The organism is Brachybacterium endophyticum (genome assembly GCF_003130585.1).
GTDB classification, from domain to species: Bacteria; Actinomycetota; Actinomycetes; order Actinomycetales; family Dermabacteraceae; genus Brachybacterium; species Brachybacterium endophyticum.
This window is the reverse complement of record NZ_QFKX01000002.1, coordinates 984,112-999,987: the sequence shown is the minus strand read 5'-3', so window position 1 is coordinate 999,987 and position 15,876 is coordinate 984,112. Positions and strand designations below refer to the sequence as shown.

The 15,876-nt window shown below is 70.3% G+C and carries 13 protein-coding genes and 1 rRNA gene; 1 reads left to right on the top strand and 13 read right to left on the bottom strand.

What is annotated here, in order from left to right; translation table 11 throughout:
• Positions 1-152 (bottom strand): 16S ribosomal RNA (locus DEO23_RS08860); the annotation flags it as partial.
• A 434-nt stretch (positions 153-586) separates the two neighbouring features.
• Complete coding sequence (locus DEO23_RS08855; protein WP_109275580.1) at positions 587-1,285, bottom strand: demethylmenaquinone methyltransferase; 699 nt, start codon at positions 1,283-1,285, stop codon at positions 587-589.
• Between the two features lie 136 nt (positions 1,286-1,421).
• Here DEO23_RS08855 and serC point away from each other — a divergent pair, with 136 nt between their 5' ends.
• On the top strand, positions 1,422-2,561 hold the full coding sequence (gene serC, locus DEO23_RS08850) for a phosphoserine transaminase (protein WP_240613308.1): 1,140 nt from the start codon (positions 1,422-1,424) through the stop codon (positions 2,559-2,561).
• 68 nt (positions 2,562-2,629) lie between these two features.
• Here serC and DEO23_RS08845 read toward each other — a convergent pair whose 3' ends face one another.
• The 11 genes from DEO23_RS08845 to pth form a co-directional block, all read right to left on the bottom strand.
• A complete protein-coding gene (locus DEO23_RS08845; RefSeq protein ID WP_109275578.1) occupies positions 2,630-3,154 on the bottom strand; it encodes a MarR family winged helix-turn-helix transcriptional regulator in 525 nt (174 codons plus the stop codon).
• A complete protein-coding gene (locus DEO23_RS08840; protein WP_109275577.1) occupies positions 3,151-4,644 on the bottom strand; it encodes an NCS2 family permease in 1,494 nt (497 codons plus the stop codon). The genes DEO23_RS08845 and DEO23_RS08840 overlap by 4 nt, the downstream gene beginning before the upstream one ends.
• Before the next feature lie 37 nt (positions 4,645-4,681).
• Complete coding sequence (nagB, locus tag DEO23_RS08835) at positions 4,682-5,467, bottom strand: glucosamine-6-phosphate deaminase (RefSeq protein WP_109275576.1); 786 nt, start codon at positions 5,465-5,467, stop codon at positions 4,682-4,684.
• A 288-nt stretch (positions 5,468-5,755) separates the two neighbouring features.
• On the bottom strand, positions 5,756-7,126 hold the full coding sequence (locus DEO23_RS08830) for an NAD(P)/FAD-dependent oxidoreductase (RefSeq protein WP_109275575.1): 1,371 nt from the start codon (positions 7,124-7,126) through the stop codon (positions 5,756-5,758).
• Between the two features lie 68 nt (positions 7,127-7,194).
• Entirely contained in the window at positions 7,195-8,130 is a 936-nt protein-coding gene (locus DEO23_RS08825; RefSeq protein ID WP_109275574.1) for a Ppx/GppA phosphatase family protein, read from the bottom strand.
• On the bottom strand, positions 8,127-8,687 hold the full coding sequence (locus DEO23_RS08820; RefSeq protein WP_420808019.1) for a DUF501 domain-containing protein: 561 nt from the start codon (positions 8,685-8,687) through the stop codon (positions 8,127-8,129). Before DEO23_RS08820 ends, DEO23_RS08825 begins: the two co-directional genes overlap by 4 nt.
• Complete coding sequence (locus DEO23_RS08815) at positions 8,684-9,409, bottom strand: FtsB family cell division protein (RefSeq protein WP_109275573.1); 726 nt, start codon at positions 9,407-9,409, stop codon at positions 8,684-8,686. The genes DEO23_RS08820 and DEO23_RS08815 overlap by 4 nt, the downstream gene beginning before the upstream one ends.
• Positions 9,410-9,428: 19 nt before the next feature.
• Positions 9,429-10,709 (bottom strand): phosphopyruvate hydratase, encoded by a 1,281-nt coding sequence (gene eno, locus DEO23_RS08810; RefSeq protein ID WP_109275572.1) that lies wholly within the window; start codon positions 10,707-10,709, stop codon positions 9,429-9,431.
• Positions 10,710-10,848: 139 nt separating this feature from the next.
• A complete protein-coding gene (locus DEO23_RS08805) occupies positions 10,849-11,577 on the bottom strand; it encodes a MazG nucleotide pyrophosphohydrolase domain-containing protein (RefSeq protein ID WP_240613307.1) in 729 nt (242 codons plus the stop codon).
• Positions 11,574-15,176 carry a transcription-repair coupling factor gene (mfd, locus tag DEO23_RS08800; RefSeq protein ID WP_109275571.1) on the bottom strand — a complete coding sequence of 1,201 codons (3,603 nt, stop codon included), beginning with the start codon at positions 15,174-15,176 and terminating at the stop codon, positions 11,574-11,576. Before mfd ends, DEO23_RS08805 begins: the two co-directional genes overlap by 4 nt.
• Positions 15,173-15,778, bottom strand: coding sequence for an aminoacyl-tRNA hydrolase (pth, locus tag DEO23_RS08795; protein WP_109275570.1), 606 nt, complete (start codon positions 15,776-15,778; stop codon positions 15,173-15,175). Before pth ends, mfd begins: the two co-directional genes overlap by 4 nt.
• Between the last annotated feature and the right edge of the window lie 98 nt (positions 15,779-15,876).

Genomic DNA, 15,876 nt, shown 5'->3' with positions numbered 1-15,876 from the left:
AGGTTATCCCGAAGTGGGGGGCAGGTTACTCACGTGTTACTCACCCGTTCGCCACTAATCCGACCGTGCAAGCACGGCCATCATCGTTCGACTTGCATGTGTTAAGCACGCCGCCAGCGTTCGTCCTGAGCCAGGATCAAACTCTCCATCAAAAATGAAAAACATAATCCTGGCACAACAAACAACTAGCACATTAAAACTAATCTGCTACATCATCCGTCATGCCAAACAAAATTTGGCATCAACAAACAGACACGCTATTGAGATCTCAAACAACACGCACACACCGTGATCAGAACCCTTCCGGGCCATCTCTCCGGGGCAACCCCTAAACCTTAGGGGAACTCGGTTCTCCACGTCAACTCGGCACCCTGTGATCTGGGATACCCGCCAAGCCGACTATCGAATTATCCGAGACCCGAACCAGCACCGGAGAAGAAGAAAACCATGTTCCGACTTCCCCGAACCATCGGCCGGGCACGAGGAATAAACTTACGCACTCCCGGCCCCCACGTCAACTCCACAGCCCCAGGTCAGAGCGTGTCCTGCACCACTCGTGCCTGGCGTGGGCCCCACGGCGCTCGCGTCAGCCGCGAGGGACGAAGCCGCGATGCAGCGCGACGATGCCACCGGTGAGGTTGCGGTACTGCACCTGCTCCAGTCCCTCCTCCATCATCCACTGACGGAGAGTCCCCTGGTCCGGCCAGTCGAGGATCGACTCGGACAGGTAGTCATAGGCCTCGGGACTCGGGGCCACGCGGTGCGCGACTGCAGGGATCGCACGCAGGAGGTACCTGCTGTAGACCGTGCGGAATGTCTTCGAGGTCGGCGTCGAGAACTCGCAGACGACGACTCGGCCTCCCGGCCGCACCACTCGGCGCATCTCTGCGATCGCGCGTCGGGGCCGGTAGACGTTGCGCAGACCGAACGAGATCACCGCCGCGTCGAAGGTGTCATCGGCGAAAGGGAGCTCCTGGGCATCGGCCGCGATGAACGGGATGTGGGGCTGCCGCCGTCGTCCCTCCTCGATCATGCCCGTGGAGAAGTCCGCGGCGAGAGCATCGGCGCCGGCGTCGACCAGAGCCGCGGTCGAGGTCCCGGTCCCGGCTGCGAGATCGAGGACCCTCTCCCCCACGGTGATGTCCAGGGACTCCACCATCGCCCGCCGCCACGAGCGCACCTGCCCGAGCGCGGCGAGATCGTTCATCAGGTCGTAGCGTCGCGCGATGCCGTCGAACATCCCAGCCACGTCGTAGGGGTTCTTCTCCAGATCGGCCCGGTTCATGCCCCCGATACTGCCAGAACACGTCCACGACCCGGAGGGATCAGGCATCCCGAGGTGCCGGGGACGACAATGGGACGACGACAATGGGAGGGCGACGCCCACCCCGTTCTGGATGAAGCACCCTCTAGGAGGCCCCGTGGCAGATCTCGACAGCATCACCGTCCCGACCCACCTGCTGCCCGCTGACGGCCGCTTCGGCTCGGGTCCCTCCCGAGTGCGTCCCGCGCAGATGCAGGCACTGGCGGAGGTCGGGACGAGCGTGATGGGCACCTCGCACCGGAAGGCGCCCGTCAAGGACCTGGTGCGCCGCGTGCGGGAAGGGCTCACCGAGCTGTTCGCCCTTCCCGAGGGGTACGAGATCGTCCTCGGCAACGGCGGGTCCACCGCGTTCTGGGACTCCGCGACCTTCGCCCTGGTCCGTGAGAAGGCGCAGCACCTCGTCCTCGGGGAGTTCTCCTCCAAGTTCGCGGCCGAGACCACTGCCGCCCCGCACCTGTCGGACCCCTCGATCGTGCGCGCCGAGCCGGGGAGCGCTGCCCGCGCGAGCGTCGAGGAAGGCGTCGACGTCTACGCATGGCCCCAGAACGAGACCTCCACGGGCGTGATGCTCCCGGTCGAGCGTCCGAACGGTGCCGGTGATGACCAGCTGGTGCTGGTGGACGCCACCAGTGCTGCCGGAGGCGTCGCCGTCGATCTCACCCAGGCCGATGCCTACTACTTCGCGCCGCAGAAGTCCTTCGCCTCCGACGGTGGACTCTGGATCGCCGCCCTCTCCCCCGCCGCGATAGCCCGCGCCGAGGAGATTGAGAGCTCCGCGCGCTGGGTCCCGGAGTTCCTGTCACTGACCGCGGCGATCGACAACTCCCGCAAGAACCAGACCCTGAACACCCCGGCCATCGCGACCCTGGTGCTGCTCGCGGAGCAGATCGAGTGGATCCTCGCGCAGGGAGGCCTGGCGTGGGCCGACGCCCGCACCCGCGCCACCAGCGGCCTGCTCCAGGAGTGGGCTGCGCGCCGGGAGGAGGTCTCCCCGTTCGTCACGGACCCGTCGGCGCGCTCGCAGGTGGTCACGACGCTCGATCTCGTCGACGACGTCTACGGCGCCGGCATCGCCGACCTTCTGAGGAAGCACGGCATCGTGGACATCGAGCCCTACCGCAAGCTCGGCCGCAACCAGCTGCGGATCGCGACCTTCCCCTCGGTGCCCGAGTCCGACGTGCAGGCACTGATCGAGGTGCTCGATCACGTCCTGGACGCCCTGCGCAACGACGGCTGAACGCCGGGAGAGCCGGGGCCCGCGCGCCCTGACCTGACGGTGGCCGGCCCGGTGGGTCGCTTCTGCTCTCAGCGGGCGGCGGCCCCGTCGGGGCTCGGGCCACTCCCCTCGGGACCTCCATCGAGCGGAGAGCTCGTCGGTGTGCCCGACGGGCTCTCGAGGAGCACCGAGCGCAGCGTGCGCACGGACTCGTCGAGGGCCTCGAGCTCGTCCGTCGAGAGATGCGAGATCCGCTCGCGCAGCCACGTGCTGCGCGCCCGTCGGCCTTCTGCGACGACCTCCCGGCCGCTCTCGGTGAGGGCGAGCAGGATCTGTCGGCGGTCCTGAGTGTCCTGCCGGCGCGCGATCAATCCGTCCGCCTCGAGCCGCCCGATCATCCGGGTCATCACGGGTGGCGAGACCCGTTCGAACTCCGCCAGCCGCCCGGGCGTGGCCTCACCCTCGCGACGCAGGTACGCGAGCACGGCGAACTGGGCGACCGAGACCGCGTCGGTGGCGGCCCGGGACCGCAGGCGCCGCGAGGACGCCAGCAGCACCTGGTGCAGGTCGGCGATCACCTCGTCGATGCGCTCCTCCGCGTCGCCGCTGGTCACGTCAGCAGGCTCTCGAGCGGTCCGCGCAGGAAGTAGAGCACGAACATCGCCGCCACCACGTACATCAGCCAGTGCACGTCACGGGCGCGGCCTCGCACGATCCGGATCACGACGTACATGAGGAACCCTGCGCCCATGCCCACCGTGATCGAGTAGGTGAAGGGCATCAGCATGATCGTCAGGAACGAGGGGATCGCCTTCTCCACGTCGCTGAAGTCGATCGAGGTCACCTGGGTCATCATCAGGAAGCCGACCATCACCAGCGCGGGGGTCGCCGCCTCGTAGGGAACCATCGCCACCAGCGGTGAGAGCAGCGTGCTGAGCACGAACGCGATCCCCGTGACGACGGCCGCGAGACCGGTGCGCGCGCCCTCGGCCACGCCCGAGGCGGACTCCGCGTAGCTCGTGTTCGACGAGACGCCTCCGACACCGCCCGCGATCGCGGCCAGCGAGTCCACCACCAGGATGCGCTGGGAGCGGGGGATGTCGCCGTCCTCCTGGAGGAGCTTCCCCTCGGAGGCGACTGCGACCATGGTGCCCATGGTGTCGAAGAAGTCGGCGAGCAGCAGCGAGAAGACGATCGCGATGGCGCCGACGACGCCGGCAGCGGTGATGCCGCCGACGGGGTCGACCGTGAACAGCGTCGAGAAATCAGGCATGCGCACGGGCGATTCCGTCAACGACGGGACGTTCAGGCTCCAGCCGGTGGGGTTGGCGGGGGAGCCGTCGGACCCGTCGGAGTAGGCGCCGACACCCACCACGGCCTCGATGACGATCGCCAGCACCGTCGCGGCGACGATCGCGATCAGGATGGCGCCCGGGACGCGCCGCACGAACAGCGCGAACATCAGCACCAGGCCGAAGATGAACACGGCTGCCGGCCAGCCGGCGATCGACCCGTCGTTGCCGAGCTGCACCGGGGTGCCGTCGGCCGGGGTGATGAAGCGGGCGTTGAACAGACCCACGAACGCGATGAAGAGGCCGAGGCCCACACCGATCGCGGTCTTCATGAACGGGGGGACGGCGTTGAAGACCGCGCGGCGGAAGCCCGTGAGGACGAGCACCAGGACGAGGATGCCCTCGATCACCACGAGCCCCATGGCACCCGCCCACGTCATCCCGGGCAGGGGCACGACCGAGTAGGCCAGCACGGCGTTCAGGCCCAGACCCGCCGCGAGCGCCAGCGGGAACTTCGCCCAGGTCCCCATCAGGATCGTCAGCACGCCGGCGACCACCGCGGTCCCCGCCGCCACAGCGGGCAGGTTCGGGGACGTCCCGCCGCCCAGGTAGTGACCGGTGGAGTCCGGGACCGTGCCGATGATCAGCGGGTTCAGCACGACGATGTAGCACATCGCGAAGAAGGTGACGATCCCGCCGCGCACCTCTCGACCAACGCTCGACCCCCTCTCGGTGATGCCGAAGAATCGGTCGAGCGCCGAGGGCTCCACGGCACGGTCGGGGGTCGACGTCGGTGGGGGCGAGGTCTGCATGGGTCGATGCTATCGGCGCGTACGACGCCCGCAGGAATCAGCGAGACAGACGCCCCTTCTGCGCCTGGATGAAGCGGTAGTAATCGGTGTGGGTGAGGTGCCGGGCAGCATCCTCGTCCACGACGATCGTGACGCGGGGGTGCATCTGCAGGATGCTCGCCGGGCACTCCGCGCTCACCGGTCCCTCGACCATCGAGTGGACGGCCTGCGCCTTGCCCTCGCCCGTGGCGATCAGCACGATCTGGCGCGCCTCCCTGATCGTCTCCAGGCCCTGGGTGAGGACATGGATCGGCACCTCCTCCGGGCTCGAGAAGAAGCGGGAGTTGTCCTTCACGGTCTGCTCGGTGAGGGTCTTGACCCGGGTGCGGGAGGCGAAGGAGCTGGAGGGCTCGTTGAAGCCGATGTGACCGTTGGCGCCGATGCCGAGGATCTGGATGTCGACCCCGCCCGCCTCCGCGATGGAGGCGTCGTAGCGGACGGCCTCGGCGCGGGGGTCGGGCGCCTCGCCGTCCGGGGAGAGCACCAGCTGGTCGGGGATGTCGACGTGCGCCGTGAAGTTCTCGCGGATGAAGCGGTGGTAGCTCTGTTCGTGGTCGGCCGGCAGCCCGATGTACTCGTCCAGCAGGAAGGCGCGCGCGGCAGCGAAGGAGAGCCCGCTCCCACGGTGACGGGCGATCAGCTCACGATAGGTGGCCACCGGGCTCGACCCCGTCGCGAGGCCCAGGACGGCGCCCTCGGTGCCGCGCTCGCGCAGCACCTCCTCGAAGCGGTCCGCGACGAGCGATGCGGCCTGCTCCGCGTCCTTCGCGATGATGATCTCCACGTGGGCTCCTTCGTCGGTGCGGGGGCCGCATGCGCGGCGCGGCCCCGAGGTGATGTCCGCGCACCGGGCGCCGGAGCTCGCGTGGTCCCGCGCCCCGGAGTCCGGACGGACCCGCTCGCCGTGACCGAGCCTGACCGTTCAAGGGCCTCTCTGATCACGTCTGGTCACATCATAGGCCACCGGGGACAGCATGACGACGGGCCCCCGGATCACTCCGGGGGCCCGTCGGCTCTGGGGACGTCGCCCGGCCGGGGCCGTGCGACGTCAGCTCAGCGCTGTGTCAGCGGATCACTTCTTCTTCGGACCGGCAGCGAGCTCGAACGCCCCGCGGGGGTTCGTGGACTGCGGGATGCCGATGATGTCGCGACGGGAGATCGCGGAGCTCACCCAGTCGGCCACGACGGCCGCCTTGCGGCCGATCGTCGGCATCGTGATCAGGTGGTAGGCGCGCGCCGCACCCCAGGCCGGCAGACCCTTGAGCTCGATGCGCTTGTCTCCCAGCAGCAGGTAGCCCATGCCCTTGTACATGCCCAGCGTCGCCATGGTGCCCATGTTCTTGTGGTAGTAGTCCACGAGCGGGCGACCCTGCACGGAGCGGGTGATGTTGTCGGCGATCCGCTTGCCCTGGCGCACGGCGTGCTGGGCGTTGGGCGGGCACAGCTTGTCCTCGCCCGAGGCGAGGTCCGGGACCGCCGCGCAGTCGCCGCCGGAGAAGACGTCGTCCAGCGCGCCCTCGGCGCCCTTCACCCGGAGATCGGGAAGGCACTCGAGCTTGCCCATCTTCGGACCGCGCTCGGAGAGCACGGGGATGTCGAAGGCCTCGGAGTCGCTGAGCAGCGGGTTCGGCTTGACGCCCGCGTTCCAGACGATGAGGTCGGTCTCGAACTCGTCGTCGTCGCTGGTCTTGACGACGTTGTTCTCGCAGGAGTTCACGAAGGTCTCGAGCTTGACCTCGACACCGCGCTCCCGCAGCTGGTTCAGCGCGTAGGCGCGCTGCTCCTCGCTGACCTCCGGGAAGATGAACGGGGCGGCGTCGATCAGCACGAAGCGCACGTCCGAGGAGTGCAGGTCGGGGTAGTAGCGCAGGGCGTCGCGGACCATGTCCTCCGCCTCGGCCACGGCCTCGCCGCCGGCGAAGCCGCCGCCGATGAAGGTGAAGGTCAGCAGGCGCTTGCGCGTGCGGGGATCCTTCGTGGACGCGGCCTCGGCGAGGTTGGCCAGGATGCGGTCGCGCACCGCGACGGCCTCCTCGACCCACTTGAAGCCGATCGCGTGCTCGGCCAGGCCGGGGATCGGCAGCAGGCGGGGGACGGAGCCCAGGCCGATCACGAGGTAGTCGTAGGAGATCTCGAGATCGTCGCCGTCCTCGGTCTCGACCGCCACGACCTTCTCGGAGCTGCGCACGCCCGTCACCGCGCCGGTGACGACCTTGGTGCCCGACAGCGCCTTGCGCAGCGGGGCGAGGGCGTTGCGGGGGTCGATCGAGCCGGAGCCGACCTCGGGGAGGAACGGCGCGAAGGTCAGGTAGGGACGCGAGTCCACGACCGTGATGGCGACATCGGAGCCGAGCGACTTGCGCAGGTCGCTGGCCGTCGTGAGCCCGACGGACCCGCCGCCGAGAATGAGGACATGGGGCTTTCCGCCGCTGATGGTGTTCATAGCGACAGGATAGGGCCAACCAGGCTTTCGGGTGAAAATCCTCCGGCTGGCAGGACGGGCCGGACGCCTCACACGAGCGAGAGGGCGATCCCGTCGAGGATGTCGTGCTCGGAGCTGCGTACGGTGGTCAGTCCCGATGCCTCCTGCACGCGTGCGAGCACCAGGTCCCAGATCAGGGCCCCCGCTCCGATCACGTCGATCCGACCGGGGTGGATGATCCGGTGGCGCGAGCGCTCGGCCGTGCTCATGGCGAGCACCTGCCAGCAGACCTCCCGCATGGCGGCGATGTCGATCTCGCTGCCGTGGGTGACGTCGGGGCTGTAGGCCTCGAGACCCTCCGCGAGCGCGGTGAGGGTCGTCACGGTGCCGGCGACCCCGACCAGGGTCGTGGTGGCGCCGAGAGGCACCTCGAGCTGGGCCTGGTCCAGCATCGTCTCGATGTCGGCGCGGGCCCGTCCGATCTGTTCGGACGTGGGCGGGTCGTCCCTCAGGTGACGCTCCGTCAGACGCACCGAACCGATGTCCAGGCTGATGCGGTGGCTGGGCACGTCGATGCCCGCGACCAGCTCGGTCGAGCCACCGCCGATGTCCACGACGACCCTCTGCCCCGCCGGGAGGTCACCCAGCGTGGTGACGGCCCCGCGGAAGGAGAGCTCGGCCTCGACGTCCCCCGGGATCACCTCGGGAGCGATCCCGAGGATCGCCCGCACGCCGTCGATGAACTCCTCACGGTTGGAGGCATCACGGGTCGCCGAGGTGGCGACGAAGCGCACCCGCTCGACGCCGTGACGAGCGATCAGCTCCGCGTACTCGCGGGTCGCGGCGAGGGTACGAGCGATCGCCTCGGGATCGAAGCGGCCGGTGCGATCGACCCCGTACCCCAGCCGGACGACCTCCATGCGCCGCTCGAGATCCACCAGTCCCCGGCCGTCCTCGGCCGGGCGCGCGATCAGCAGACGGATCGAGTTGGTGCCGCAGTCGATCGCGGCGACCGGGGCGCTCAACGGCTCTCCTCCGCCGCGCCGTCCGGGACGACCTCGCACCGGCAGACGTCGATCTCCGCTCCCGGCGCGATCTCCTCGAGCACGAGATCCGCCACCGGGTTCACTCCCGGGCCCTCGGCCAGGCCGTGACCGATGATGGCGTGCAGGCACTTCACGCGCGTGGGCATGCCGCCGGCGCTGATGCCCTCGATCTCCTCGACCACCCCGAGCTCGTGACGCCGGGCGAGGTAGTGCTCGTGCGCACGGCGGTAGCCCTCGGCCAGGGTGTCGTCCTCCGCCAGCTGTGCCGTCAGCTCGGCGAGACGGCCCCCTGCCTCGAGGTGCGAGGCCGCCTGCACCATCGTGGGCAGCGTGAGGTAGAAGCTGGTGGGGAACGGGGTGCCCCCGGGGAGCCGGGGCTCGGTGCGCACGACGGCCGGGCGGCCGCAGGCGCAGCGCCGTGCGACCGAGTGCACACCGCGCATCTCGCGTCCCAGCTGTCGGGCCATCTCGGCGAGGTCCTCGGCGCTCGCGGGCGTCTCGAAGGGAAGTGCGTCAAGCGCGCTCTGCGATGTCACTGGGGATCCTGACCGTTCTGATCGACCTGGTCGTGCTGCTGGGGTTTCCCGCCGCCGTCCGAGGACGAGCCGCCCTCGCCGTCGTGCTTGCCCGTGCCGGGCGCCTCGGGGTCGCCGCTGTGGCCGTCGGCCGGAGGCACGGACGTGCTCGCCCCGTCGGCGCGGCTCGCGCCCTCGACGCTGCTCCACAGGGTCGTGAACCAGTCGCCCTTGTCCTTGGTGGCCTGCTCCTGCTGGGCGCTGGTGAGGGGGACGTCCTGGCCCGAGGAGTCCATGAGCCGGTACTGCGTCTCACCCGGCATCGCGTACAGCAGACGTTCGCGGGCCTGGGCGGCGACGTAGTTGGGGTCGTCCCAGCGATTTACCTGCGCCTGCAGGTCCTTCTTGTCCTCCTGCTGCTGGGACACCTTGTCCTGCAGCTCCGCCAGCTGCTGGCGCTGGGCGACGTAGGAGTTGACCGTGGGGACGAGCGTCGCGAGCGCGACCACGATCACGGCGATCAGGATCAGGGCGCGGCGGGTGATGGTGATGACGGGACCGTCGGTCTCCTCCGCCGGGTCGGGGCGCGCGGAGCTGCGCGGGCGCGAGGCCGCGGCCGGGCGCGAGGAGGCGCTGCCGGGACGGGAGCCCGTGGCCGAGCGGGCACGCTCACCGCGTCGCCCTCGGGATGCAGGGACCGGGCGTCCCGCGGATCGCGGGGCGCCCGGTCGTCGTGCAGTCATGCGTTCGAGAGTAGCGCGGTCAGGCGGAGAACCGCGGGAACGCCGTGGCGCCGGCGTAGGTCGCCGCCTCGCCCAGCTCCTCCTCGATGCGGATCAGCTGGTTGTACTTGTTCACGCGCTCGCCGCGCGCCGGCGCACCGGACTTGATCTGGCCGCAGTTCACGGCGACCGCGAGATCGGCGATCGTGGTGTCCTCGGTCTCGCCCGAGCGGTGGGACATCATCGAGCGGTAGCCGCTGCGGTGGGCGAGATCGACCGCGTCGAGGGTCTCCGAGAGGGAGCCGATCTGGTTGACCTTGACCAGCAGCGCGTTGGCGGCGCCGGTCTCGATGCCCTTGCCCAGGCGCTCGGGGTTGGTGACGAAGAGGTCGTCGCCCACCAGCTGGACCTTCTGACCCAGCTTCTCGGTGATGGCCCTCCAGCCGTCCCAGTCCTCCTCGTCCAGCGGGTCCTCGATGGAGACCAGCGGGTAGGCGTCCACGAGCTCGCCGTAGTAGGCGATCAGCTCGTCGCTCGACTTCTGGCCGCCCTCGAAGGCGTACGAGCCGTTCTCGAAGAACTCGGAGGCGGCGACGTCCAGGGCGAGGGCGACGTCCGAGCCGGGGGTGTACCCGGCGTTCCCGATGGCCTCGACGATCAGGTCGAGCGCCGCACGGTTGGACTCGAGGTTCGGGGCGAAACCGCCCTCGTCGCCGAGCCCGGTCGACAGGCCCCGCTCCTTCAGGACGGCCTTGAGCGCGTGGTAGACCTCGGCGCCCATGCGCACGGCCTCCACGAAGCTCCCGGCTCCGATCGGCGCGATCATGAACTCCTGGATGTCCACGTTGGAGTCCGCGTGAGAGCCGCCGTTGAGGATGTTCATCATCGGCACGGGCAGGACGTGGGCGTTGGGGCCGCCCACGTACTGGTAGAGGGGCAGCGCCGAGGAGTCGGCTGCCGCACGCGCCACGGCGAGGGAGACGCCGAGGATCGCGTTGGCGCCGAGGGTGCCCTTGTTGTCGGTGCCGTCGGCGTCGATCATCGCCTGGTCGATCGCGCGCTGCTCCTGGGCGTCCAGGCCCACGACCTCCGGGCCGAGCGTGTCGATGACGGCCTGGACGGCCTTGGTCACGCCCTTGCCCAGGTAGCGGCCCTTGTCCCCGTCGCGCAGCTCGACGGCCTCGAACTGGCCGGTGGAGGCACCCGAGGGGACCTCGGCGCGGGCGAAGGTGCCGTCGTCGAGGAGCACCTCGACCTCGACGGTGGGGTTGCCGCGCGAATCGAGGATCTCGCGGGAGATGACGGCATCGATGAGAGCCATAGGGGTTCCTTCCTTCGGATGAGGTCAGGTCCGGCGCCGACGAGGGCGCTCGGTATCGGTCCCAGTCTAGACGGGACCGGTGGGGCGTTCCTGGGGCGCCCACGCCGGGCGGGGACGCTGCGGGCGGCCGGATCCGCGCTCAGCCGCGGGTGCGGGCGAGAAGGGTGCGCAGGGCCGACTCGGGGTCGATGTCCCGCTGCTCGGCGGAGCGGACCACCTCGAGCAGGGCGAGGGCCACGTCGGCACCCCACTGCTCGGCGTCCTCCGCCTCGGCCGCGGTCTGCGCGGTCTCGACGAGGTCCTCGATGCGTCCCGCGGAGCGTGCACGATGGACGGTCTTGGCCGCGCTCTGCAGCGCCGGCAGCGCGTGGGGGATCCCCTCGGACCAGGCGGGATCGACCCCGGACCCCTGGTCCTGCGCATCCGCTGCGGGTGACGCCTCGCTCCCGGCCTTCTCGGCGGCCTTGACCGCGTGCCACTGGGCGATGATCGCCTCGACGTCGTCGCGGTCCTCGAGGGCGGACTGGGGGCGGTCGCCGAAGACGTGGGGGTTGCGCCGCTCCATCTTCCCGATGAATGCGCGGGCCACGTCGTCGACGTCCCAGGCCGGGCTCTCCTCCTGGCCCAGGCGGGAGTGGAAGAGGATCTGGAACAGCAGGTCACCGAGCTCGTCGGGCAGGGGGCCGTCCGCGCCGGGACTCCCCTCCTCGATCGCCTCGAGGACCTCGTGGGTCTCCTCGAGCAGGTAGCGGGCCAGGGAGTGGTGGGTCTGCAGGGCGCTCCAGGCGTCGCCGTCGGCGGCGCGCAGGGCCTCCATCACGGCGACGGCGCGCAGCAGCTCGCTGCCGCGCGCCGGGACGCCGCTCATGCCGCGTCCCCGCCGGTGGCGGGACGGAGCACACCGATCGCGGTGCGCGCCCAGTCGAGCAGCTCGTGGTCGCGCAGCTCGACCCCGCCCAGCCGCTTGGTCATCGGCCGCGGCACCAGCACCTGACGCACGGCGGGTTTGAGCATGGTGCCCGGGTACAGGCGCTTGACGCGCATCGCCACGGAGTCCGTGAGCTCGAGGTGGGCGAAGCGGATCATCTTGCCCTGTGCCTGCACCTCCTCGATCCCGGCGTCCCGGCACTCCAGGCGGAAGCGTGCCACGTCCAGCAGCACCTCGACCGGCGGCGGGGGCGTGCCGTAGCGATCGCTGAGCTCGGCGCGCACCTCCTCGATGGTGGCGCGGTCGCTCGCCCCCGAGAGCTTGGAGTACGCCTCCAGCCGCAGGCGCTCGGAGGCGATGTAGTCGTGGGGCACGTGCGCGTCCAGCGGCAGCTCGACCTTGACGTCCTTGGTGGGGGCGGAGGACTCGCCGCGGAAGGCCGCCACGGCCTCCCCCACCATCCGCACGTAGAGGTCGAAGCCGACCCCCGCGATGTGACCGGACTGCTCACCGCCCAGCAGGTTGCCGGCCCCACGGATCTCGAGGTCCTTCATGGCGACCTGCATGCCGGCGCCGAGGTCCGTGTTGGTGGCGAGCGTGGTGAGACGGTCGGTCGCCGTCTCGGTGAGCGGCTTGGAGCCGTCGTAGAGGAAGTAGGCGTAGGCGCGCTCGCTCGAGCGGCCCACCCTGCCGCGCAGCTGGTGCAGCTGGGAGAGCCCGAAACGGTCGGCGTTCTCGACGATCAGGGTGTTGGCGTTGGCGATGTCCAGCCCGGTCTCCACGATCGTCGTGCAGACCAGCACGTCGAACTCCTTCTCCCAGAAGTCGACGATCACCTGCTCGAGCTGGTTCTCGTTCATCTTGCCGTGGGCGACCTGCACGCGCGCGTCGGGCACCAGCTCCCGCAGGCGCTGGGCGACGGCGTCGATGTCCTCGACCTTGTTGTGGATGAAGAAGACCTGGCCCTCGCGCAGCAGCTCGCGGCGGATCGCGGCGGTGACCTGCTTGTCGTCCTCGGCGCCCACGTACGTGAGCACGGGGTGGCGCTCCTCCGGGGGCGTGGCGAGGGTGGACATCTCGCGGATCCCGGTCACGGCCATCTCGAGCGTGCGCGGGATCGGGGTCGCCGACATCGAGAGCACGTCGACGTTCGTGCGCATCGCCTTCAGGGTCTCCTTGTGCTCGACCCCGAAGCGCTGTTCCTCGTCGACGATCAGCAGACCGAGGTCCTTGAAGCGCACCTGCCCGGTGATCAGACGGTGGGTGCCGATCACGATGTCGACGCTGCCGTCGCGCAGCCCCTCGATCGTGCGCTCGGACTCGGCGTCGGACTGGAATCGCGAGAGCCCCCGCACGGTGACCGGGAAGCCCGTGTACCGCTCGGTGAAAGTGTCCAGGTGCTGCTGGGAGAGCAGCGTGGTGGGCGCGAGCACGGCCACCTGCTTGCCCTCCTGGACGGCCTTGAAGGCCGCGCGGACCGCGATCTCGGTCTTGCCGTAGCCGACGTCCCCCAGGATCAGCCGGTCCATCGGCACCGACTTCTCCATGTCGCTCTTGACGTCGTCGATCGTGGAGAGCTGATCGGGTGTCTCGACGAACTCGAAGGAGTCCTCGAGCTCGCGCTGCCAGGGGGTGTCGGGACCGAAGGCGTGGCCGGGGGCGGACTGCCGGGCGGAGTACAGGCGCACCAGCTCGTCGGCGATCTCCCGGATCGCCTTGCGGGCCTTCGACTTGGTCTTGGCCCAGTCGGTGCCGCCCATCCGGTTGACCGTCGGGTCCTCGCCGCCGACGTACTTGGTGACCTGGTCCAGCTGGTCGCTGGGCACGTAGAGGCGGTCGCCGGGCTGGCCCTTCTTGGAGGCGGCGTACTCGATGACGAGGTACTCGCGGGTGGTGGTCTTCGCGCCGCTGCCCACGGTGCGGCTGGTCATCTCGACGAACCTGCCCACGCCGTGGTGGGCGTGGACGACGTGGTCCCCCGGCCGCAGCTGCAGCGGGTCGACCACGTTGCGCCGGCGCGAGGGGATGCGCCGCTCTCCCCCGCTGCGCCGCTGACCGGTCTTGCCGGTGACGTCACGTTCGGAGACGATCATCAGCCGCAGGGACTCGTCGACGAGACCGTCCGCGAACGGCCCGACGGTCACGAGCGGCTCGTCGGCCTGCGGCTGCTCGGTGAGCGGGTGGACGTAGCGGGCCGGGACGCCCTGCTCCTGGAGGGTCTCGGCGGCATGGCGGGCGCCACCGCTGCCGGTCATCGTGACCACGATCCGCCAGTGGTCGTCGCGGCGGGCGGTGAGGTCGCGGGCGATGTCCTCGCTGCGGCCGGAGTAGCCGGGATGGTTGGTCGCGCTCGCGGTGAGGTCGACGTCCTCGTCCAGGCCGAAGGGGGCGAGCGTGTGCCAGCTCTGACCGCGCTGACGGGCGTGGTCGCGGACCTCGCCGACGGGGACGAAGCTCGCCGCGTCCACGTCGATCGGGAGCCCGCCGCCCGCGGCGGCGCTCGACCACGCCGCGGCGAGGAACTCGTCCGTCGTGGAGACCAGCTCGGCGCCGCGGGCACGCACCCGCTCGGGGTCGATGACCAGGAACCGGGAGGCGGCAGGGAGCACGTCGACGACCTGCTGCATGGCGTCCACGAGCACGGGGCTGAGCGACTCCATGCCGTCCACCGCGATCCCGGCCGCGATCCTCTCGAGCATGTCGCGCACGCCCGGCAGCTTCTCGGCCATCTCCCGGGCACGCTCGCGCACGGAATCGGTGAGCAGGATCTCGCGGCAGGGCGCCGCGTCGAGCCCGTGCGGGACGGACTCCAGCGAGCGCTGGTCGGCGATGGAGAAGTACCGGATCTCGTCGACCTCGTCGCCGAAGAGGTCCACGCGCACAGGATGTGGCTCGGTGGGCGGGAAGACATCGAGGATGCCGCCGCGCACCGCGAACTCGCCACGCTTCTCGACCATGTCCGTGCGCACGTAGGCGGCGTCGACGAGGTCCTGCTCGAGGCGGTCCAGGGGGTAGTCCTCCCCCACGCGTGCCCGCACGGCGCGCAGGTCGCCCAGTCCGGTGGCGATGGGCTGGATGAGGCTGCGCACGGGCAGCAGCAGCACCGAGACGGGCTGCTCGGTCTCCGGGTGGGCGATCCGTCGCAGGGTCTGCAGGCGCCGGGCGACGGTGTCCGCGCGCGGCGAGAGGCGCTCGTGCGGCAGGGTCTCCCACGCCGGGAGCTCGGCGACGCCCTGGGTCCCGGTCATCGCTTCGAGCGCCGCGCGCGCGTCCTCGGCGGCGCGCGTGGTGGCTGTCAGCACCACCAGCGGGGCGTCCGGGGTCGCCCTGCGGGCGAGGTCCGCGATCGCGAAGGGGACCAGGGCCGTCGGGGTGATGGTCGTGGAGTCCTCGACGGCGCCCTCTGCCGGGGTGACGAGCTCGCGCAGGCGCGCGAGGTCCTCTCCGCTCGCGACGAGGTCGAGCAGCGGACCCAGGGGCGGGGCCTCGGCGGGCCCCGTGCCCTCGGGCTGCTGGTGTGTCGCTGCGGGCGCGGTCATCGCGGCTCCCTCGTGTGGACGATCTGCTGGGCGTCGGTGAGTCCCTTCAGCACCAGCGTCTCGATGGCGTCGGAGGCCTCGCCGATCACCAGGTCGAGCTCCTTCTTCTCGCTCCCCCGGAACGGGGAGAGCACGTAGTCGGCGGTGTCCTGGCATCCGGGCGGGCGCCCCACCCCCACGCGCACCCGCAGGTAGTCCTTGGCCCCCAGGGCCTTGGTGATGTCCCGCAGGCCGTTGTGCCCGCCCTCGCCGCCGCCGCGCTTGAGGCGGATCACGCCGAAGGGCAGGTCGACCTCGTCGTGCACCACGACCACGTTATCCGCCCCGATGCGGTAATAGCCGGCGAGGGCCGAGACCGGGCCGCCGCTGGTGTTCATGTATCCGGTCGACTTCGCGAGGATCGTGCGGGCGTCGGAGCCCGGCAGGCCCATCCGCCCCTCGAGGACGACGGCGGGACCGCGACGGGCGGCCGTGAAGCGTCCACCGGTCTGCGCGGCGATGTGATCGAGGACCATCTGCCCCACGTTGTGCCTGGTCGAGGCATACTTCGGCCCCGGGTTTCCGAGTCCGACGACGAGGAAGGTCCCGTTCGTGACGGTCATCGGGGCGTCCTCCAGGGATCGTGGGGCGGGGCACCGGCGGGCGTCGGAAGGACCGGAGGCCGGACCCAGAACGCTACCGGGGCGCCGCGCAGTGCGCG

Coding starts and splice junctions, on each gene's coding strand:
- DEO23_RS08805 (WP_240613307.1), bottom strand. CDS start 11,577: ATGAGCGGCGTCCCGGCGCGCGGCAGCGAGCTGCTGCGCGCCGTCGCC.
- mfd (WP_109275571.1), bottom strand. CDS start 15,176: ATGACCGCGCCCGCAGCGACACACCAGCAGCCCGAGGGCACGGGGCCC.
- DEO23_RS08830 (WP_109275575.1), bottom strand. CDS start 7,126: ATGAACACCATCAGCGGCGGAAAGCCCCATGTCCTCATTCTCGGCGGC.
- DEO23_RS08855 (WP_109275580.1), bottom strand. CDS start 1,285: ATGAACCGGGCCGATCTGGAGAAGAACCCCTACGACGTGGCTGGGATG.
- eno (WP_109275572.1), bottom strand. CDS start 10,709: ATGGCTCTCATCGATGCCGTCATCTCCCGCGAGATCCTCGATTCGCGC.
- DEO23_RS08840 (WP_109275577.1), bottom strand. CDS start 4,644: ATGCAGACCTCGCCCCCACCGACGTCGACCCCCGACCGTGCCGTGGAG.
- DEO23_RS08815 (WP_109275573.1), bottom strand. CDS start 9,409: ATGACTGCACGACGACCGGGCGCCCCGCGATCCGCGGGACGCCCGGTC.
- pth (WP_109275570.1), bottom strand. CDS start 15,778: ATGACCGTCACGAACGGGACCTTCCTCGTCGTCGGACTCGGAAACCCG.